The 22,510-nt window shown below is 36.6% G+C and carries 16 protein-coding genes; 8 read left to right on the forward strand and 8 right to left on the reverse strand.

Translation table 11 applies throughout. The features are described from left to right. Positions 1-59: 59 nt before the first annotated feature. Positions 60-662, reverse strand: coding sequence for an outer membrane beta-barrel protein (locus ACFSAH_RS02950; RefSeq protein WP_379661201.1), 603 nt, complete (start codon positions 660-662; stop codon positions 60-62). Between the two features lie 269 nt (positions 663-931). Here ACFSAH_RS02950 and ACFSAH_RS02955 point away from each other — a divergent pair, with 269 nt between their 5' ends. The 5 genes from ACFSAH_RS02955 (at position 932) to ACFSAH_RS02975 (ending at position 7,175) form a co-directional block, all read left to right on the forward strand. Next, positions 932-1,531, forward strand: a complete 600-nt coding sequence (locus ACFSAH_RS02955; protein ID WP_379661202.1) for a TetR/AcrR family transcriptional regulator — start codon at positions 932-934, stop codon at positions 1,529-1,531. A gap of 57 nt (positions 1,532-1,588) precedes the next feature. Continuing rightward, positions 1,589-3,547, forward strand: a complete 1,959-nt coding sequence (dnaG, locus tag ACFSAH_RS02960; protein ID WP_379661203.1) for a DNA primase — start codon at positions 1,589-1,591, stop codon at positions 3,545-3,547. Position 3,548: 1 nt separating this feature from the next. Then, on the forward strand, positions 3,549-3,917 hold the full coding sequence (locus tag ACFSAH_RS02965) for a YraN family protein (protein ID WP_379661204.1): 369 nt from the start codon (positions 3,549-3,551) through the stop codon (positions 3,915-3,917). Then, positions 3,898-4,968, forward strand: a complete 1,071-nt coding sequence (locus ACFSAH_RS02970; RefSeq protein WP_379661205.1) for a glutaminyl-peptide cyclotransferase — start codon at positions 3,898-3,900, stop codon at positions 4,966-4,968. Before ACFSAH_RS02965 ends, ACFSAH_RS02970 begins: the two co-directional genes overlap by 20 nt. 137 nt (positions 4,969-5,105) lie before the next feature. After that, positions 5,106-7,175, forward strand: a complete 2,070-nt coding sequence (locus ACFSAH_RS02975; RefSeq protein ID WP_379661206.1) for a M3 family metallopeptidase — start codon at positions 5,106-5,108, stop codon at positions 7,173-7,175. Positions 7,176-7,311: 136 nt separating this feature from the next. Here ACFSAH_RS02975 and ACFSAH_RS02980 read toward each other — a convergent pair whose 3' ends face one another. Continuing rightward, positions 7,312-9,930: a TonB-dependent receptor gene (locus tag ACFSAH_RS02980; RefSeq protein ID WP_379661207.1), complete on the reverse strand. Its 2,619-nt coding sequence runs from the start codon at positions 9,928-9,930 to the stop codon at positions 7,312-7,314. A 219-nt stretch (positions 9,931-10,149) separates the two neighbouring features. Beyond that, complete coding sequence (locus tag ACFSAH_RS02985; RefSeq protein ID WP_379661208.1) at positions 10,150-10,656, reverse strand: DUF2911 domain-containing protein; 507 nt, start codon at positions 10,654-10,656, stop codon at positions 10,150-10,152. Positions 10,657-10,810: 154 nt separating this feature from the next. Here ACFSAH_RS02985 and ACFSAH_RS02990 point away from each other — a divergent pair, with 154 nt between their 5' ends. Beyond that, the gene (locus ACFSAH_RS02990) at positions 10,811-11,389 is read left to right on the forward strand and encodes a DJ-1/PfpI family protein (RefSeq protein ID WP_379661209.1); all 579 of its coding nucleotides are present in this window, start codon (positions 10,811-10,813) and stop codon (positions 11,387-11,389) included. A gap of 58 nt (positions 11,390-11,447) precedes the next feature. Here the strand turns inward: ACFSAH_RS02990 and pgi are convergent, their stop codons facing one another. Beyond that, on the reverse strand, positions 11,448-13,088 hold the full coding sequence (gene pgi, locus ACFSAH_RS02995) for a glucose-6-phosphate isomerase (RefSeq protein WP_379661210.1): 1,641 nt from the start codon (positions 13,086-13,088) through the stop codon (positions 11,448-11,450). 241 nt (positions 13,089-13,329) lie between these two features. Then, positions 13,330-13,899, reverse strand: a complete 570-nt coding sequence (locus ACFSAH_RS03000; protein WP_379661211.1) for a thioredoxin family protein — start codon at positions 13,897-13,899, stop codon at positions 13,330-13,332. A gap of 194 nt (positions 13,900-14,093) precedes the next feature. Here ACFSAH_RS03000 and ACFSAH_RS03005 point away from each other — a divergent pair, with 194 nt between their 5' ends. Both ACFSAH_RS03005 and ACFSAH_RS03010 read left to right on the forward strand, forming a co-directional pair. After that, positions 14,094-16,541 (forward strand): TonB-dependent receptor, encoded by a 2,448-nt coding sequence (locus tag ACFSAH_RS03005; RefSeq protein WP_379661212.1) that lies wholly within the window; start codon positions 14,094-14,096, stop codon positions 16,539-16,541. A 13-nt stretch (positions 16,542-16,554) separates the two neighbouring features. Further along, on the forward strand, positions 16,555-17,703 hold the full coding sequence (locus ACFSAH_RS03010) for a hypothetical protein (RefSeq protein WP_379661213.1): 1,149 nt from the start codon (positions 16,555-16,557) through the stop codon (positions 17,701-17,703). Positions 17,704-17,737: 34 nt separating this feature from the next. Here the strand turns inward: ACFSAH_RS03010 and ACFSAH_RS03015 are convergent, their stop codons facing one another. The 3 genes from ACFSAH_RS03015 to ACFSAH_RS03025 form a co-directional block, all read right to left on the reverse strand. After that, on the reverse strand, positions 17,738-18,661 hold the full coding sequence (locus ACFSAH_RS03015; RefSeq protein WP_379661214.1) for a PorP/SprF family type IX secretion system membrane protein: 924 nt from the start codon (positions 18,659-18,661) through the stop codon (positions 17,738-17,740). 256 nt (positions 18,662-18,917) lie between these two features. Further along, the gene (locus ACFSAH_RS03020; RefSeq protein WP_379661215.1) at positions 18,918-19,691 is read right to left on the reverse strand and encodes a GLPGLI family protein; all 774 of its coding nucleotides are present in this window, start codon (positions 19,689-19,691) and stop codon (positions 18,918-18,920) included. Then, the gene (locus ACFSAH_RS03025; RefSeq protein ID WP_379661216.1) at positions 19,691-22,489 is read right to left on the reverse strand and encodes an outer membrane beta-barrel family protein; all 2,799 of its coding nucleotides are present in this window, start codon (positions 22,487-22,489) and stop codon (positions 19,691-19,693) included. Before ACFSAH_RS03025 ends, ACFSAH_RS03020 begins: the two co-directional genes overlap by 1 nt. Positions 22,490-22,510 lie beyond the last annotated feature (21 nt).

Genomic DNA, 22,510 nt, shown 5'->3' on the forward strand with positions numbered 1-22,510 from the left:
AAAAAAGCCAGCAGTAAATTATACTGCTGGCCCTCAAAGCATTGCAAATAAATAAAATCTTAGAAGTGGAACTGTACACCTAATTTAGGAGCAAAAGCATCAGCATTTAAGCCAAAACTGTTAGTTTTAAGTTTTGCACCTGTTGCCTCGTCTTTAAGCTGTTTGTTATCGTAACTTAATCCTGCTACAGAAAACTCAATTCCTATTCTTTTTGTTGGAAAGAAAGCAAAACCCGGAGCTACATTAACACCTATATTAGTGGCAGTACCTAGTTTAGCACCAGTATCTCCATTAGCATCTACAAATTTGGCAGTACCAAATTCCATTGGAACTGATAATTGTCCGTAAAATTTAAATTGGTCTGAAAGGTTAACATAATAACGACCAAATGGTGCTACCACAAATGCTTCGCCTTGTTCTTTCAATGTTACCGATTTAGCATATTTGTAACCAACTCCGGTACCAATTGCGATGTTATCATTTAAAAAATAACCAATATTAGGAACTACGTTAAAATCAACATCTGATTTTGATGCTCCATCCACTTTACTGGTGTTAAAGCCTACACTACCACCTAAAATAAAGTTTCCTTTTTCTGTTTGAGCCTGAGTTGTAAAAGCCAAGCCACTTAATACTGCGATTGATAATAATAACTTTTTCATATCTAATTATATTTTAATTTTTAAATCGGGTCTATTTGACCTTCTGACTATTCGACAAATATAGTCAGAAATTCCACAATGCAAAAGTTTTAAAATCACAAAAAAAGAGTTGATTTTGTAACACACTGATCTACAATCCATATGACTGATGATTGACTTTCATTTTACGAAATAATGACAGGCTGAGAGTCTGTGGGGCTAAAAAAATTCATCATTATTTAATAAACATTCGTTATATTTAGATTTAAATCACCAAAAAGTCGAGTAAAATGGCAGGATTAGACATCAAGGATGATAGTTTAAACTGCGAGATTCTTCATGCTGCTAAAAATCTATTTTCCAGATTCGGTCTAAAAAAGACCACAATGGACGACGTAGCCAAGGCTGTAGGTAAAGGAAAAAGCACTTTATACTATTATTATCCTGGCAAAACAGAGCTATTTGAAGCCGTTATCCGCGAAGAAATGGAAAATGCAGTAAAGCAGGTAAGACTCGCTGTTAATCATGAGACAGAAGCTAAAAAAAAATTCGAGGCTTATCTGGTTTCCAGACTAAAGTTAAGAGAAAGATATAACAACCTAAGCTGTGTTGTTTTTGACGAGGTTTTTGACAATCTGAGAGAAATACTCAGACTGAAGAAAGAGTTTGAATCCACTCATATCGAATTTATCAAAGAAATTATCAAAAGTGGTATGCAAGCCGGTGATTTCAAGAAAATGACAGAAGAGGAGGTTGATTTTTTCGCCAACTGGACAAACGCTGCTTTTAACGGATTAGAAACTCCCAGTCAGAATTCTTTATATCTTATAGAATCTGAAGAATCATGCAAGCGATTGGCACATGTGATACTTTCGGGCATCAACAAATAAGTGTCTAAAATTTTCTTTCCTGCTAACGTTTAATTTCTGCAATTTTGCTTTTATCGTATGATAAAGAAAGAATCTGTTGAACGCATTTTAGAGACAGCCAGAATAGAGGAAGTGGTTGGGGACTTTGTACACCTTAGAAAAAGAGGTACAAGTATGATAGGCTTGTGTCCTTTCCACGGAGAAAAAACACCTTCTTTTCACGTTTCACCTGCAAAGGGGATTTATAAGTGCTTTGGTTGCGGTGAGGGTGGCGATTCGCTTCAATTTATCATGAGCCACGAAAAATATTCGTACCCGGAAGCACTCCGGTATCTGGCTCAGAAATATAATATTGAAGTAGAAGAAACCGAAGTTTCTGACGAGTACAAAGCAGAAGCAGATAAACGCGAGAGTTTATATATCACTTCTACTTTTGCCGCAAAGTTTTTCGAAAACAATTTGTGGAATACTGACGAAGGCCGCTCCATTGGTTTAAGTTATTTCAAAGAAAGAGGCTTTAGAGAAGATACACTCAAAAAGTTCGAGATAGGCTATTCGCCCGAAGAATGGACAGCTTTACATGACGCCGCAATTGCCGAAGGCCATAAACCGGAATTTTTGGAAGAAACCGGATTGGTTATCAAAAACGATAAAGGCAGTGTTTACGATCGCTTCCGTACACGAGTAATTTTCCCTATCCACAATTTCACAGGGCGTATTATTGGTTTTGGAGGACGTACCTTAAAAAGCGATAAAAAAATACCGAAATATGTAAACTCGCCTGAAAGTGAAATATACCATAAATCAAAAGTCCTTTATGGTCTTTACCATGCAAAAAAAGCCATAAGAGACCGCGATAATTGTTTTTTGGTAGAAGGATATGCCGATGTAATGGCTGTTCACCAGGCTGGAGTTGAGAATGTTGTAGCCTCTTCCGGAACTTCGCTAACAACAGAACAGATAAAACTGATTGGTCGGTTTACCAAAAACGTAACTATTTTATACGATGGTGATGCCGCTGGTATTAAAGCATCGTTAAGAGGTTTGGATATGATTCTGGAAGAAGGCATGAACGTAAAAGTTGTGCTTTTCCCCGATGGTCACGATCCAGATTCTTATATACAGCAACACGGTGCTTCAGAGTTCAAAACTCACATTGAGCTAAAAACCAAAGACTTTATATTCTATAAAACCGAGATTTTACTGCAAGATGCGGGGAATGATCCTATTAAAAAAGCGGGAATAATCAGGGATATCATAGAAAGTATTGCAAAAATACCCGATGCAATAAAAGCTTCGGTATATTTAAGAGAATGTAGCGGACTGCTGCAAATGGAAGAGCAGATTTTAATAGCCGAGCTGAATAAAATCCGCCTGTCCAAATCCAAAAAAGAAAACAATGCTCCCGGTAATAATTTTCAACCCGGTGGCGGTAACTTCCCTCCTCCCGATTTTTATCAGGATGGCCCTCCCCCCGATCTTTTCGATGACGACCGCAAACCGGTACAGGAAGATCTGAGCCAGGAGAAAGAAATAATAAGGGTTTTATTAAATTACGGTCACCTGTTAGTTACCTGGGACGAGATTACAGACACCTACATTGGCCCTTATATTGTCTCAAACCTAAGCGATGTCAGCTTTAACGAGCCTTCGCTAAAAAAGATATTTGAATACTATAAATCTCAGGTAGAATCTGGAAATCTTCCTTTAGAAAAAGATTTTCTGAAACATAGTGACCGGGATATTTCGGCTATGGCCATATCTCTTTTAACCAGTCCTTACAGCTTAAGTGAAAACTGGTATAATATGCATAATATCACCGTTAAGGAAGAATCAGACCACATGCGGTCAACAGTCATGAGTTCTATTTTCCACCTAAAAAAGAAGAAAGTAGTAGCTTTAATGGCCGATAAACAGCGTCAAATGCAGGTAGAAAAAAATGAAGACAACCTGATGATATTAATGAAAGAATATCTTGATTTAAAAGGTATCGAAAAGTACATTTCTAATTTTCTGGGTACTGTAATCTCTAAATAACATGGCAACATCTTCCAATCTTTTCGGAAAAACGGGCGAACAAATAGCCAAAAATCACCTCGAAAAGAACGGTTACGAAATACTTGAAGAAAACTGGAGAACAGGCAGAGCAGAAATTGACCTGATAGCATATAAAAACAAAACTATTATATTTATAGAAGTTAAAACCAGATCGGGCACTTTCTTTGGTCATCCTGAAGATTTTGTTAACAACAAAAAACAAAAGCTTTTTACAGATGCCGCAGAAGAATACCTTTACCAAACACAACATAAAGGCGAAATCAGGTTTGATATTATATCCATTATTTTGGATAAAGATGCTACAACCCCTAATTTAAAACATATTGAAGATGCATTCTGGAATTACTAAAACATTCAAAAAATTGAATTACATTATACTTATTGCATTGGCTACTATAGGCTCCGTTTCTTGTAAAGACAAGAAAAAGAACAAACAATACGACGAGTTATACCCACAAAACGGAAGCTCTTTTAAATTGGGCGAAAACATTCCCATGCGTTTCGTAACAGAAGAAACTCCTGACTCTGTACAGTTTTATATGGACGATACGTTTTTGCTAAGCCAGAAAGATACCTCCACACTGTCTATAGCTACTGATAAATGGTCTGTGGGTAACCGAACAATAACAGCAAAAATATTCCGTAAAGGAGCTTCTACAGAAATCAGCTCTAACATTTTACTTTTATCTACAAAAATTCCGGTACAATACGGCTATCAGATAGTCAAAACCTATCAGCATGATGTAAGTTCATATACACAGGGACTCGAGTTTCACGATGGAATCTTTTACGAAAGTGACGGGGAATACGGCGGTTCAAGCATCAGAAGAGTTGCCCAGGATGGAAAAGTATTGAAACAGGTAAACCTTGACAAAAAGTATTTTGCAGAGGGAATGACTGTGGTGGGTAACAAAATCCTTATGCTTACCTATCGTGAAAAGGTGATGTTCGAATACGACAAAAACACACTGGAACTATTAAAAACTTATCCTTACAACCATGCCGACGAAGGCTGGGGCTTAGCTTTTGATGGTAAACAAACCATTTACAATTCTGATGGTACTAACCGCTTATTTAAATTAAACAAAAACACCTACCAACCAGAAGGTTTTGTTGAAGTTTACGACGATAAAGGTCCGGTTAACGAATTAAATGAACTGGAATGGATAGACGGAAAAATATATGCCAATATTTATACTTCTGACCTGATTGCTATTATTAATCCCGAAAGTGGAGAAGTTGAAGCCTACATTAATTTAATGGGACTCAGGAAAGATGATGTTGAAGATGAATCTCAAGATGTACTCAATGGCATTGCCTGGGATGCTAAAGGAAAAAGGCTATTTGTTACAGGTAAAAAATGGCCCAGGCTTTACGAGATTACTTTAAAAGAGCACTAACCTTTCTCTGCTACAGCATTTTTACAAACTGCAATTAAATCTCTTTCTTTTTATAGATATGTTTGCGGTTAAAACCAAAGCTGAGCATGATTAGAAAACATTTTGTTCCAGGACTTCTACTTTTCTGCAGTATGTCAATGTTAAATAATAATTCTGCCGTTGCGCAGGAAAATCCGTTTTTTTCGGAATATAAGACTCCCTTTCAGGTGCCTCCGTTTGAGCGCATAAAACCAGAACATTTTATGCCTGCTTTTGAAGCAGGTATGCAACAACAAAAAGAAAAAGTTGCCGCAATTTATACCGTCCGTTCAACGCCAACTTTTCAAAACACTATCATTCCTTTAGAAAGCAGTGACCTGCTCTTGAAAAAAGTAGTTACCGTATTTTTTAATTTAACAAGTGCGCACACTAATCCGCAATTAGAAAAAATATCCAGTGAAATTGCCCCTAAACTAGCTCAGCATCATGATGATATTTTGTTAAATCCAGAGTTATTCAGCAGAGTTAAGCAAGTTCACGAAAATATTGCTAAAGAGAAACTAACCCCGGAAGAAGCCAGACTTTTAGACAAAACCTATAAAGCTTTTATAAGAAGCGGAGCCAATTTAGATGAAAAATCTAAAGAGAGGTTAAGAAACATTAACAAAGAGCTGTCTTCTTTAACGGTTAAGTTTGGTCAAAATGTATTGAAGGAAGTTAACGCTTACGAACTGGTTATTGATCAAAAAGAAGACCTGTCCGGGCTTCCAGAAGGGCTGGTTAACAATGCTGCAAAAGTAGCTAAAGAGTCTGGTCTAAACGGAAAATGGAAGTTTACCTTACACAACCCCAGTGTAATGCCTTTTCTTGAATATGCTGATAACAGAAAACTACGGGAACAAATATATAAAGCTTATACCCATAAAGGAGATAATAGCAACGAGTGGGATAACAATATAAATGTTGCGCAAATGGTATCGCTTAGAGCAGAACGATCCAACTTATTAGGCTATAGCAGTTATGCCGATTTCTCGTTAAGTGAAACCATGGCTAAAACCCCACTAGCTGTTTTAAATCTTTTAAATAATCTTTGGTCAGCAGCATTACCTGTTGCAAAATCAGAAGCTGCAGAAATGCAGAAACTGATGGATAAGAAAGAAAATGGAGAAACACTGGAAGCGTGGGACTGGTTTTATTATGCCAATAAAGTAAAGCAGGGAAAATATAATTTTGATGCCGAAGAGTTAAAACCATACTTTCCTTTAGAACAAGTTAAACAAGGAATTTTTTATGTAGTCCAACGCCTTTACGGATTAAGTTTTACAGAAATTAAAGATATCCCAAGATACCATCCTGATATTGTTGCTTATGAAGTTAAAGGAGCAAATAATAATCACGTAGGTGTATTTTATATGGATTTTTTTCCACGGGAATCTAAAAGAGGTGGCGCATGGATGACTTCCTACAGAAAACAATCTGCAAATGGTTCAAAAGTATCGCCTATAGTTTCTATCGTCTGTAATTTTACACCGCCAAATGGAAACGACCCGGCATTATTAACCCCTGATGAAGTAGAAACATTTTTCCATGAATTTGGGCATGCATTGCATGGCTTACTGTCAAATGTAAAATTTGAGTCCTTGGCAGGAACTTCTGTTTCAAGAGATTTTGTAGAACTGCCTTCTCAGTTTATGGAACATTATGCTTTTGAAAAGGAAGTTTTAAACCAATATGCCAGACATTATAAAACAGGCGAGGTTATTCCTCAGGCATTAATTGAAAAAATGAATACCGCCTCTAAATTCAATCAGGGATTTGCTACAGTAGAATATCTGGCCGCTTCGCTACTGGACATGGCTTACCACTCTCTTCCTGCGGGCAAACAGATTAAACCTGACCTGTTTGAACAAACTGAAATGGCAAAAATAGGTTTGATTTCTCAAATAGCCCCACGATATAGAAGCACTTATTTTCAACATATTTTTGCTGGTGGATATTCAGCAGGTTATTATAGCTATATCTGGTCGGAAGTACTGGATAGCGACGCCTTTGCAGCATTTAAAGAAACAGGTAATATTTTTGATCCAAAAACGGCTGAATCTTTCAGAAAAAATATTTTGGAGAAAGGCGGCACAGTAGAACCTATGGTTCTTTACAAAAACTTCAGAGGTAAAGAACCCGATATTAAATATTTATTGCAGAACAGAGGTTTAGAAAAACCATTATAAAAAGAGGGGCTATATCAAAAGGACTTTGTCTCAAGAGCACTTAGGAAGAAGATTTCTCTTCGCTATACTCATCGAAATAACAACGTTTTTATTTTTGATACTGCCCCTTTTATATAATTATGAAGTGATTTGAATTTTAAAAAGCAAATCTTACTGTAGCCCCATAAGTTCTCGGATCGCCTAATACACCAGCATATAATCCTGCATTTCCTGCCGCAGCCTGCAATTGTTCAAAATAGTTGGTATCCGTTATGTTTCTGCCCCATACAAACAGAGAAAATTTTTCGGATCTAAAACCTAGTCTTAAATTCAGAAGAGAGTACCCGTCTATTAGCAAAACTTTAGATGGCGTTGGATTAGAAGAATATTCCGATCTGTAGCTCACATCGCCACCAAAGAAAAACCTTCCGTCTTTCTCTATCAAACGTCCCAATGTACTTAACTCAAAACCTCCTGCAACATTCCACTTCGATATTCCTGGCAATCTACCTCCCGATGCATCCTTAAAAGCTACTTGAGTAGACACTCCGTTAATAAGCTCTGTATACCCGGTTTCCTCTAATGGCAGCGGTGCATTAGTAAACTTAACATACTTCCCATCCAGATAAGATACTGCAGCATTTAAAGTCAGGTATTTTTCTAACTGATAACTACCATCAACCTCAATTCCCTGTACCCTAACTTTTTCAGCATTTGCAAGATACCCCCTATTTACACCTAACTGCGGAGATTGTACATTCGTTTGATAATCCTTAATATCTGATCTGAATGCAGCAATATTCAATAAAGCTCCTTTAAAAGGTTTAGATTTAACCCCCAATTCGTAATGCTGTACATATTCAGGCTTAACAACCGCTACAGACAAATCCGCTTCACCTGTAGAAGTAGTTGGCAATCCACCAACGTTAACACCAACAGGTTTATATGCCGTGGAGAATGTTCCAAAAACATTTAATTTATCAGTAGGTCTGTACGATAGCGTAATATTACCCGATAAATTATTATTATCTGTTTTTGTATTAAATGCCTGATTTTTATAAACATCAGCCTTCAATTTCAATAAAGTAGGATCTGTTGTTTGCAAACCACCATACGTTTTTCTATCGTAATCCACATCTTTCTGATCGTAAGTAAAACGAATACCCGGTAAAACATGTAAATGATCTATAAATTCCCAATCGGCCTGAGCAAAAGCAGCTGCACTTAAAGATTTTATAGTAGAATTTGTTTTGATTCCATAACCATCCAGCAAACCCGGAGTGGAATATAAAGCCTGATCTCCCGAATTACTGGTTTGCACAAATCTCCATTGATCTTTACCAACCTCTTCTGTCTGGTCTAACCCTTTTAAATTTTGACCCAGTAAAAAAACACCTACTACACCACTTACCTTTTCAGCAATATTTCCGGCATATCTTATTTCTTGCGAATATTGATCGTGGCGGGTATTCCCTTGCGATTTTGTAAGTGCAGATACTTCTGTAAAGTCCCTATCATTTGTTGGGTCCCAGTTCCAAAATCTCCATGCAGTTGTTGATGTTAGGGTTCCATTTCCTATCTTTCTGTCTATATTTAATGAAATCCCTCCTATTGATTGATTATGTCTCCACGGAGTATTTGTGTAAATCTCTCTGGAAAAAGGGTTTATTGGACGTGATTCATATCCCAAATCCGAAATAATTTTATCATATTGACGATAAGCACTTCTTTCCGTCGGAGTAACTCCTGCCACCACCAAAGGATAACCTGCAGGGTGCTGAATACTAACATCACCGCTTAACAATACCTCCAATTTATCTGAAGGCACATAATACAACTGTCCTTTTAAACCCACATTATTCAAACCGTTGTATTTTCGCTCTTCCAACGGATTCCAGATAGTTCCATCACGTTGTGTTCCTGAAAGAGAAATTTTTGCAGCAACATCTTTTGCAATCGTACCCGTAACCATTGCTTTAGCCTGTATATAATTGTAGTTTCCGTAACTTAATTCTGCTTTAGCACTGGGTACAAAGCTTGGTTTTCGTGTGGTGATATTAAAGGCTCCTGCTGTGGTATTTTTCCCAAACAAAGTTCCCTGAGGACCTCTTAAAACCTCTATTTGTTCTATATCCAAAAAATCTGTTGATGTTGCCGCAGGCCTGGCGTGGTAAACACCATCAACATAAAAACCTACGCCCGGGTCTATCCCATCATTTGTTAAACCAAATGTAGATCCCAAACCCCGAATATTTAAAGTTGTATTTCTGGCATTTGAAGCATACAACTGTACAGAAGGAACTAATTCTTTTAAACGATTAACATTAAAAGCCCCGGTATTTTCAGCCACTTGTCCACCAATTACAGTAATGGGAATAGGAACTTCCTGAACGGCCTCGTTACGCCTTCTGGCTGTTACCGATACCTCGGAAAGCAACTGATCGTCTGCTTCTAAAACAATCTCGAGGGGTTTGGATAATATTTGACTCACCGTTTTCTCCTGAGACCTGAAACCAACCAGACTAACTCGTAATACTATCGGAAACTCCTTTTTTGTTACAATACTAAACTCTCCGTTTGCATCAGTTATAGCATGTGTTGTAGTTCCTTTCACTACTATGGTTACTGCTGGAACAGGGACTCCATTAATATCTTTTATAATTCCTTTAGCCGTTTTTTGGGCATAAACTGTATTTCCTAACTGAAGAAAAGGCAGTGTAAACAGAAGCACTTTATATATAACTCTCCAGTGCTGTTGTGGTATTTGTTTTGTCATGTACATTTGAATAAATATTTTAAACTATAAAATCTATAGAATTTATAGACAAATGTATTTTAAAAACAGATATCTTGTATTCAAGATGTTATAAAAAAATCATAACGCATTGAATATCAGTTTAATTATTTTTTATAAAATCTATTGATTTAGTGTATTATTATTATAATTGACCTAAATAGTTCAGGTCAATTATGATATTTCTATGGTGAAATTAGGTTACTTTACTTTAAATCCTACTGCTACATCTCCCCACAACAAATCTACTTGTCCTGCTTTATCAATTTCAAAAGTCATTTGCTCTGTAAACTGTTTGGTTTTACCTGACTTTACATTTACTCTAAGCGCATCTTCTTTTTCCTGATATTTATAAGCGCCCCACTGATCCCATGTTTTATTAAAAATAACCACCCATTCTTTTACTCCGGGAATGGTAAACAAGGAATATTTTCCGGCTTTCAGCGCATGACCATTAACGGTTACATCTTTATTCACTTCAAATTGTGTAGCAGCATTAGCTCCGGTACGCCAAACTTTTCCGTATGGTGCTATATCGTTACCAATGGTTCTCCCCTTTACTGAAGGTTGTGCATAATTAATAGTCACTTCTACCCCATTTGCTAAAGTTTGCTTTGCAGTAGCGGGTGGACTTAAAACTGGTTTGTTTTGGGCATAAGATAACACTACTGATGTTATCAAAGCAAAAACTAAAAAGGTTCTTTTCATACCTGATTTTGTTAAAAAATTAAAGAATCATAAATATCTTAAAAATGTATATAACAAATGAATAGCTAGAAATTGTAAATTTCATATCAACTCTGTTTCTTATACTTTGTTGAATATACAATTTTTCGTAACTTATAACTTTATTCATTCACTTATGAGCAAAAAGATTTTAATGTTAGCTGGTGATTTCGTAGAAGATTACGAAATTATGGTGCCTTTTCAGGCGCTCTTGTCCGTTGGTTTAGAAGTAGATGTTGTTTGTCCCGGTAAAAAGAAGGGAGAATCTATTGCTACTGCCATTCATGATTTTATTGGCTTTCAAACATACGCTGAGTTAAGAGGGCATAACTTCATTATCAACAAAAATTTTGATGATGTAAATCTCTCTGAATATGGCGGTTTATATGTTTGTGGCGGTCGAGCTCCTGAATATATCAGGTTAAACCAGAAAGTTTTGGATTATACTAAACACTTTTTTGACGCCAACAAACCTGTGGCTGCTATATGCCACGGTATACAAATATTAACTGCAGCCAATGTAGTTGAAGGAAGAACATTAACGGCTTATCCGGCCGTAGGACCAGAAATCACCCTTGCAGGTGGCACATATAAAGAAATACCAGTGGATCAGGCAATCACAGAACGTAATTTAACAACATCTCCTGCCTGGCCAGGGCATCCCGCCATTTTAAAAGAATTCTATAAATTATTAGGTATTTCTATACATGGCTAAAAAATAAGGTCACTTGCTAGCAAGTGACCTTATTTTTTTATATATGCTCTTTACAGAACTATCTCCAATTTTTAAATTTGTTAATCAAACCATTGGTAGAAGCGTCATGCGAAGTGATTTCATCTTCGTTTCTCAATTCAGGAAGAATTTTCCCTGCCAATTGTTTTCCTAATTCAACACCCCATTGGTCAAAACTGAAAATGTTCCAGATAACACCCTGAGCGAATATCTTATGTTCGTACATTGCTATCAGGCTTCCTAATACTTTAGGTGTAATTTCTTTTACCAGAATAGAGTTTGTAGGTCTGTTTCCTTCAAAAACTTTAAATGGTGTAATCTTGGCAATTTCTTCGACAGATTTCCCTACCAATTCTGCTTTTACCTCTGCCTCTGTTTTACCATTCATTAATGCCTCTGTTTGGGCAAAAAAGTTGGATAACAATAAAGTATGGTGCTCTCCTATTGGATTATGAGATTTTGCCGGAGCAATAAAATCACAAGGAATTAATTTTGTTCCCTGATGGATCAATTGATAAAAAGCGTGTTGTCCGTTAGTTCCAGGTTCTCCCCAAATCACAGGTCCTGTTTGGTAACTTACAGCATTGCCAGCTCTGTCTACATATTTACCGTTACTTTCCATATCTCCCTGTTGGAAATAAGCCGCAAAACGGTGCATATATTGGTCGTAAGGTAAAATTGCCTGAGTTTCGGCCTCAAAGAAGTTATTGTACCAAATACCTAACAAAGCCAATACTACCGGAATATTCTCTTCGAAAGGAGTCGCTTTGAAATGGTTATCCATTTCATGTGCTCCCTGCAATAATTCTTCAAATTTTTCGAAACCTACACTTAATGCAATAGGCAATCCAATGGCACTCCACAAAGAGTAACGTCCACCTACCCAGTCCCAAAATTCGAACATATTTGCAGTATCGATACCAAATTTGCTCACACCATCTGCATTTGTAGAAAGCGCAGCAAAGTGCTTAGCCACATCTGCTTCCTTTGCGCCTGATTTCAGGAACCATTCTCTTGCAGTGTGTGCATTGGCCATTGTTTCTTGCGTAGTAAATGTTTTAGAAGCAATTAAGAACAATGTCGTTTCAGGATTCAGGTTTTTAACCGTTTCTACAATATGGGTTCCATCAACATTAGAAACGAAATGTAAATTTAAATGGTTTTTGTAAGCTTTAAGTGATTCAGTAACCATTACCGGCCCCAAATCAGAACCTCCAATCCCTATATTTACAACATCTGTAATGCTTTTTCCTGTAAAACCTTTCCAGCTACCGCCTATAATTGCTTCGCTGAATTTTTTCATTTTAGCCAATACCTCATTCACCAAAGGCATTACATCTTCTCCGTCTACCAATACGGGCGTATTGCTTCTGTTTCTTAGTGCGGTATGCAAAACAGCTCTGTCCTCTGTTTCGTTGATTTTTTCGCCATTAAACATCGACTTTATCGCCTTGTCTAATTCGCACTCTTTGGCAAGTTGAATCAATAAAGCAAGAGTCGTTTCATTTATTCTATTCTTAGAATAGTCAACCAATATATCGTTAAATTGAATTGAAAACTTCTCAAACCTCTTAGGATCTTCTTTAAACAGGTCTCTCAAATGCTTATCGGCAATATCAACCAAATGGTTAGAAAGATACTCATAAGCAGGAGTTTCTGTAAAATTGACTTTAGATAACATAGTGATTTTTGAGTTATAAATGTGTTATAGTTTTAATGGCGCAATATAAGAATTGTTATACTGTGTTTATTGAAATTTTGTCCAAAATACTTTAGAACTTGTTTAAAATTTTTCGGATAATTTGTCTAAGCTTTCTTTTTCTCTTAATACTCCTGCTTTTTTGCAAGAAAAACCGTATTAATTGGCTATAAGCAATAGGGTCGTCCAAAAAAATCATACAGGTTACTATACAACCAAAACTTTAAGCTAGATGCTGCAATAGTTCTGTCAGTTCTTTTTGAATAGCCTGAGTTTTGTCCTTAGCGTACCAATAATGTAGTTTTTCAGAAACCTCTGCCAAACCTAAGGATGTATCTTTTTTCAGTTCGGTAACTAGCTCCTGCGCTAAAGCTGGTCTTGGTCCCCAATGAGCCAATTCTGTTCCGCTGGCCTCATCAATAACTACCAGTTTGGGAATGGCCCTTCCTCCGTTGGTCTGATACCTATCCATCATCTCCACATTTTCATCTCGCCATATTAAATCCAGCGTAATCTTACCCCCTGACGCATTAGCCAATTGGTTAATAACAGGTACAATTTGCGAAGCATCTCCGCACCATGCCTCAGTCAGCACAACAAAACGATATTTCTTTTCTATCCTGTTCAGCTCTTTCAATAGATCTTCATTTAATGATACCGTCTTATCCAATCTGTTCATACGGTGAACATTCATTTTGGTATAATCAATCATAAACTCAGAATGGTCGTTACCCGTTGTCTTACCTTCTGCCAGTAATTTATCTATGATACTTCTATAAGCTTCGTAATTCATATTCAATCTATTTTAGTTATATCCGTATTTCGTTTTATAAAAAATAGCTATTTTTAAAACCGTATCAAAATTTACAACCTATATAAGGCGATTAAAAAATTACTATTTTCATGAATCCTACTCCTAGCAAATTTATCATCTTTGTTCTCTTATTTCTATTACAATCGGTATCATTTGCGCAAAATAACAAAGCAGTGACAAGTGGAAAAGCTTCCAGCGGAAACTTCTCATTAAAAGGTAAAGTTATAGATGCCAGCACAAACGAAATTATAGACTTTGCAACGGTTGCTCTTTATAAATCTAACAATGACAAGCCTTTGGCAAACACCCAAACAGATTTAGAAGGCCAATTCTCTTTTCAGAATCTGACAAAAGGTGAATACAAAATAACTGTTAATTTCATTGGTTACACCCCTTTCCAAAAAGTGGTACAGTTAAACGGCAATCTTCAATTAGGGAATCTTACGCTAAAACAAAGTGCAAATTCTGTACTTAAAGAAGTTCTGGTTACCGGCACCAAAGACGTTATCCAGTTAGGTATTGACAGGAAAGTATTCAATGCAGACCAAAGCTTAGCTACACAAGGTGGTTCTGCCAGTGATTTACTAGCCACTATTCCTTCGGTACAGGTAGACCTGGACGGAAACGTAAGTTTAAGAGGGACTAATAATGTAAAAGTATTGATTGATGGAAAACCTTCCACTTTCTCGGGCAGTGACATCAGCTCTGTACTACAAGCATTACCTGCCAACGCTATCGAAAAGGTAGAACTTATTACCAATCCTTCTTCAAAATATGAAGCAGAGGGGCAATCGGGAATTATCAACATCGTATTAAAGAGAAGTAAAAATGCAGGATTTAACGGCAACGCCAGTTTGGCTTCTGGGCGTTTAGAAAACCACAATGCCGGCCTAGCCCTTAATTACCGAAACTTAAAATGGAATTTCTCCGGTAATTATAATTATAAGGAAGGTAACAGAGATGGTTCCGGCTATAACAGCACCTCTTTTTTAAAACCTACCACTACGCCCTTTACCTCATCAAATTTAATTTCCAAGAGATTTAACAGAAACCATGTTTTAAAACTGGGAACCGATTATTTCTTTACCCCAAACACCAGTATAGGATTGTCAACCAATCTGAACATTAGAGATCAAAAGAAATCCGAAAACAGCGATCAATTATTTTATGATATAAATAATGAACTTACAGACCGGGGTCCCGGCTTTAATGGTGGAAATGAAAACACCAACGGTTACGACCTAAACATGGACTTCTCGCACAAATTCAAGAAAAAAGGTGAAGAGTTAAGCGCCAATTTCTCTTATGGCAATCGTAAAGAAGGTGAATACCAAAGTATTGTTCAACAATTTTTTGATTTAAACGACCAACCATCTTCCTCTAAAACAGGGATGGACAGAGTTAATGATATTACCCGAAAAGACCACAACTACAACATACAGATTGATTATACATACCCGCTTTCTAAAAACAGTAAACTGGAAGCAGGCTATAGAAGTATTTTACGTTATAATCAGGAAAATCAGGTTTCTGATACTTTATTGTTGGGAAGCAATCTATACGACAGAGATTATAATTTAAGCAATCTGTTTGAGCTTCAGGATATGGTACATGCGGTATACTCCAGCTACCAAAATCAACTTACAGAAAGCTTCGGTATACAAGCCGGTTTAAGAGCCGAACAAGCTTACCTGAATACAGACATATCCGGATTAGACAAGAATCAGGTTTTTCAAACAAGCAAAGGAAAATTAGACTACCTGAGAGTTTATCCCAGTATTTTTCTTACTCAGAAATTAAAAGGAGACCACCAGTTACAACTTAGTTATTCCCGCCGGGTTAACCGACCTCGTGGGTGGCAGGTTAATCCTTTTCCTAATGTTGCAGACAGATATAATATCCGTATCGGAAACCCAAATCTAAAACCAGAAGACATACATTCGTATGAATTTAGCTACGCCAAATTCTGGAGACTGGTAACCTTTACCTCCTCTGTTTATTTTAGACAGGTTAATGATGTTATTCAATCTATCAGAGCAGAAAACCCGGATGAAAACGGCGGAACCATATCCAAGTTCTATAATATTGCCAGAAGCCGCTCTGCCGGATTAGAACTCATCAGTAGGGCAAGCATCAGCAAAACATGGAATATTACAGGAAACCTTAACTTTTTTAAGACAGCCTTTAAAGGCGATGAAAGCTTAGGCATCAATGACAATGATGGTTTCAACTGGAACGGAAATGTAAACTCAACCCTAAACATCACCAAACAGCTTGCTGCACAGGCTAACTTTTTTTATATGGCTCCCAGAACGCTTTCTCAGGGAAAAACCCAATCTATGCAAAGTCTGGACGCCGGATTAAAATATGACCTATTGGCAAAAAAAGTTAGCTTAGGGTTCAATGTACAGGATATTTTAGACAGCAGAAAGTTTGGTATGCACACAAACAATCTTAATTTTATCCAGGATTTTGAACGCAGACGCATGGGCAGAATGTACAACTTCAGCATCAACTATAGATTTGGAAAAACAGATATGACCAACTCTAACCGTAAAGGTAAAAAAAGTGACGAACGCGAGCGTCCTGCGGGTAATGATGAAGACATGGGTGGTTTTTAAAGGTTAACAACTAATGAGAAGTCATTTTACATCTATTTTATTTATACTATTTGCGATTGTAGCTAACGCTGCCGAAAACAGAGACAATAATATCAGCATAAAAAGTATTGTTCCTGGCAACGGTGCAGAGAAAATACAGATTGTAGAACAGAGAATTAGTGCCAATATAGGCATGGATGGCAGTTATGTAGAATGCTACTATCATTTGCGCAATACAGGTAAACAAACCGAGGCCGAGATGGGCGTACCTATCATGTTTTTTTCTCCGTCTACACGCAATCTCAAACTTTATCAGGCACAAGACTACGATGTTCTGTTAAATAACAGGACTGTAAACCGCAGATTGATATATCTTAACCCTGTCCTTAAAAAAGCCACACAAGGAGCTGGTGATCTAAAAAGTATTCAGAGATTCTATAAACAACAGCTTCCCGCACATATCTGGAGAATATTATTTGCAGAGGGCGAAGAAATTCAACTGATAGTAAGGTTTAGGATACAGGCAGGTAAAACGCCATCTTACCGTTATTTCGACTATCAACTTCAAGGATCTTCTTTATGGAAAGGTACTATCCAGCATACCTCGCTATCATTAAACCTGAGCAATATCAGCCCGGATCTTATCCTTTCCCTTTCTCCAAAAAGATACGAGCAAACGCAAAATCAATGGAAATGGGAATACCTAAACAAAAGTCCCAAAGACAGGATTCTTCTAAAATACGAAACTGCTTACGGGAAACATAACCGTTTAGAACAACGGGAAGAAGCCAAAGAAACCTCAAGTTTATACTATCTGAACGATAAAAAAATAAGTCTGAAAAAAGCAGAAAAGATAAAAAAATCCGATCTCGCATTTGTTAAAAGACCTAACGATGTGGTTATAAACATCTATACCAGAGATTTTGTATTAAAAGATTTCTATAATAAAATAGAACAAAGATTTCCAGATGCTAAACGCACTCTGGAAAAATCAAAACCACAATTATTTGATAAAGAATACCTATTAATACTTGAGGGCAAAAGAATTAGCGGTAGTAAAATATTCGAAAAACTATACGAGATGGACGCTTCCAATATTAAATCTTTAAAAATAAATGAGCGGAAAGGATACCGTACCGAGATTATCATCGATATCAAAAAGTTCGAGATTTATAGTGCTTAGCCTTTAAAACTTGTTTAAATTTATAATGTAAGTATTAAAAGTAACAAGCCGTCTGGTCTCTGGTCCGACCAAATATTCTTGCTTTCAGCATAACTTCATGACTCCCCTTTTGGATCTTAGCTAATTCCGTATTGGTAAAATCATAAGAATACCCTAACTGTATACTGGGAGTAATGTAAAAAGAAGCCATCAGATCAAACGAGTCCAGGGTACGGTAAGACGCACCTATCCAAAACGTTTCGGCAATCAAAAGGTTGGCATTAAAATCTAGTTGAATGGGCGAACCACTTACATATTTTGCCAACACATTAGGTTTTAGCTTAAAATCTTCCCCTAAATTAAACAGGTACCCTGCCTGCAACATATAATGTGGTTTATAAGCCGTAGCGGCAGCCTCTTTCCCTAATGAAGCAAAATCACGATAATAAAAATGAGGCGACGAAAAACCAACATAATACTTTTCTGAAAAAAGCATTACCCCAAAACCAAAGTTTGCCCGCATCTCTTTTGAGTTCTGAAAAACCGGATCGTACTGAGAGGCCGGACTATTAGGAAAGTTATCTGAATAAGTTGCTCTAAAACTACTAACACCTCCATTAAATCCAACAGCCAGAAAGGTTTCTTCCATAATCTCCACTTTCTGGGCTATAGTCAGGTACCCTCCCGATTCTTTTACAACCTCCCCTATCTGGTCGTTACTCAACATCACCCCAAAAGAAGTATTAGACTCGTTAATAGGTGTATGCATAGACAAGGTTTGTGTTCTTGGAGCTCCTTTAAACCCAACCCATTGCTGCCTGGAAAGCCCTGTGATAGTCAGTGCATCGTCCATACTGGAGTATGCCGGATTAATAGCCAACGTATTGAACATATATTGCGTATACATAGACTTCTGCTGGGCATAAGCCAGCGAAGACAAGTAATAAAACAATACAATAGACAGGAAAATCTTCCTCATGCTCAGTAACTCCGAATTATAAAAAGTTATCTATTAACAACCTGCTTTGTATACGTACAAATAATAAGGGGGTTACTATAAATATTGATTGTAGCCAATGTTAAGGCCTTTTACCCAAAACAACATATTCATTAAGCAGAAATAGAAAAATCTTTCAATTATTATTTCATGATGTATATCACCATCATAGAGTATCAGCTTTTGAATGTGAATTTTGTAAGGAAGAACACCTTCTCTATGCAGAAACAACTAGTAACTACATCAAATAGAACCTCAAATACCTTGTAGCCACTGTTCCCCATTGTTTAAAAACATTCTCTAAAGTTGTCTGTAAGGTTTTATTATCTATGCTTTTACCCTTTGCAGGCATTTGAAAAGAGGATGAAGCAACAGGCATATCTTTAACAGACGTTGCAAACCAGGTCATATGCTCATGCGGCAAAGCAACCCCTAAAATCATCCCCGGCAAACCTGTAAAAGATTCAGGCCCTCCCGATACAGGAATTTTATCAGTATAGAAAGCAACCACATAAATAGAATCCATTATCACTGCATTGGCTCTGCGACACGGATAACCTGCTATTTCACGCGTTTCACTTGTAATCTTCCAGTTAATCTTACGAAAACTGTCTTTTACCAAATAAACTTCCTCAAAAATTGACTTTTGGATAATGCTGGTCTTATTTTTTAGATCTGTTTGGATAATATTGATCTGTTCTACTCCCGGAGAGTTTCTAACAAAAGCCAGCGAGTTATCTTCGTCTTTAATAGGCTTAAAAAAGGTAGTCTGATTAGAAAACAACAAAGTACTTTTTAGAGTAACAAACTGCGGATGTTTAGATTTATATTCATCAAACATCTTTTGCAAATACACCTCGTTGTTTTTATTCATCGACATACGAAACATGGCATGCATATTGATTTTCTTTTCAAACTGTATTTCTCCCTGAGTAGCAAATCGGCTATGCTGAGCAAAAATATTGCAACACAGCAACATCAATAAGATAAAAATGATATGTGGCTTTTTCATTATTCAGTTTCTTTTGTTGGTGTTTTAATTTTACTACCTATCCCCATTTTATTAAAATCCCATATTAAAGAAAACATAAAATATCTTTTAATGGTATTATAACTGCTTTGAGATATAGAGTTATCATAAGCCGAACGATTGAATCCAACATTCTGATTCAATAAATCCCTAACAGAAACGGACGCTACTAAATTTTTCTCTTTAAAGAATTTTTTACGGATGCTCGAATTGATAATTGTTCGTTGAAATGAACTGTCAAATGACGATGTTTTTTGCTGATATTGGTATTCCCCGTCTGCCCCAAATTCGAAATTTAAAGGCAGATAAACATTGAAAGCTGCCCGGTTAAACAATTCCCATCCATTATTATTAACATTCTTTTGAAGGCTGGAGTATCCCGTTCTGTATCTTGGCCCCAACGTTACGTAAAAATCATATTTAGATTCCCTGTAAGCAGATGCATTCAGAGAGACAAAGTAGCTGTTTGAAACACCTTTATTAAGCTGTCCATTTACATAGTTATAATAGGTATTTCCGCTTAAACCTCCTCCAAATCCTCCATTAATAGCACCAATTTTTTTTAAAAAATTGAAATACATATTGTAATTACTTGGTCGCTTATCATTTAGATTAATAGACTGATAAGTAGTTTTCCCTACCGAGTCCGTAGTCGATCTATTTACAATAGAATTTTCTGTAAGGCTATAAGATCCATTGATGAAGAAATACCTACTGTTTATAACTTTGTATGTATTATACGAAGCATTCCATCTGTGATTAAAAGAAGGCTTTAATGACGGGTTTCCGATGTAAATATTTAAAGGATCCGTATTGTTACGAATAGGTTGTATATCATAAATACCCGGTTGCCTACTCGCTCCATTATAATCAACCCTAAAACTTTTCTGATTACTAAATTTATATTGATAATTGACTTGTGGATTAAGATTGATAAAGTTTCTATCATACCTGGTATTTGTGTAGGTATCGATCTGATTAAAGTCCACATGAGCTACCTTGGTCCCAAAATTCAAGGTAGTTTTATCTTTTTTATAATTGAATATAGCTCCTGCCTGATTAGAATACTCCTGCAACTCGAAATCATTACTATACAAAGAATCTAATTGATCGTACCTTCCCGATGCTGATTGATTGAGAGACTGCTTATTAGATATCCTGTTATTCAGCCCAAACCGATAATTAAACACCAGCGAAAGAGCTTTAGTTATAGGTTCCGTATAAGCTATGTTAGTATTAAAATTAGTTCCCTCAGAATTATTGAGTTTTAATTGATTGATATTTACTGTACTGTCTATAACCAGATTCACATCCGTAGAGCTCGGATTATAGAATATGTTTTCCGAGTTTAAATAACCTTCTGAATTATTCTTATCATAGGCAATAGAAGCGTTGATAGATACAGTACGACGTTGTTTTTTAAGCTTTTTATTCCATAAAACATTAGCCTCTATATTTTGCTGATCCCCACTGTTATCAACCGTTCTTTTATTTCTGTTCTGCAATATCTCACTATTTTTATAGGTTTCAGCATCATAATCATCATTAGATTGTGTATTCTTTGTCCCCGCCGAAACTGCCAGCTTTAACGTCGATGTAGAATCTATTTTATTTGTGAAAGTAGCATTGAGCCTCTGTCTGGACAAATAGTTTCTAAATACATTATGGCTGTTGCTTTGCGTAATACCCGATGGTAGATTTCTTTGATTAAGATTATCCCTATAGCCATTGATATCCATGTCCCCCAACTTATAATTCAGGTTGAAAGTCTTTTTATTATTATCCCATTTATTCTCATAATTAGCCCCTGCAGAGCGTGTTTCGGGAATTCCCTGTCCATTATACGATATATCGTCTCTGTTGCCAGAACTAATCATATAACCATCATCGCTAAATGAAGTATTTGATTCGCCAAAACGTTGATTGTCTTTCCAATTCAAGCCAGTGGTAGAAGTATTACTATTTGTTCCGTAAACAGATAATTTCTGTCGGGCAGTAAAAAGATTTGCCATAGCCTGTTGTTCGTAATAACCTTTAGCAACACCGGCACTCAATTTTCCGAAATAGCCTTTCTTCTTATCTTCTTTTAATTTAATATTTAGAGTTTTGTCCTTTATTCCATCATCTATTCCCGTAAAAGTCGCCTGATCACTTTTTTTGTCATAGAGCTGAACTTTATCTACCATATCCGCCCTTAAATTTTTGGTAACCAAAGTAGGGTCATCACCAAAAAACTCCTCACCGTCCACCAGTACCTTTGTTACAGTTTCGCCATGGGCGGTAATTTTACCATCTTTATCCACCTCTATACCCGGAAACTGTTTAATCAGATCTTCTACTTTAGAGTTGGGCTGTATAGCATAAGCAGCCGCATTAAATTCGGTGGTATCACCTTTTATAGTAATTGCATTTGCAGTTCCCTTCACCAACACTTCGGCCAGTAATCTAGCCTTTAAGATCATATCCACTTTGCCAAAATCTATGCTCTTATTTATCGAATCCAGTTTAAACGGTTCGCTATAATCTGCATACCCCGGATAAGACAGCAAAAGAATAAAATCACCCTGTTTTAAATTATCTACCGTGAAATTACCATTATTGTCTGCCCTCGTAAAATTCAACAATGTAGAATCTTTAGCATTTATAACCAAAATACTCGTATTCTCCAGTCTGATGTTCTCCGCAGGATCTATAACAAATCCCTTTACCAGATAAGGATTTTGCCCAAGTGCATAAAGAGCAAAAATTGAAAAGACAAAAACCAAAATGGTTGTTTTCATACTTAAGAGGGATTTGGTTTA

Origin of the sequence: Pseudopedobacter beijingensis, assembly GCF_042678145.1 — a bacterium.
Lineage (GTDB): Bacteria > Bacteroidota > Bacteroidia > Sphingobacteriales > Sphingobacteriaceae > Pseudopedobacter > Pseudopedobacter beijingensis.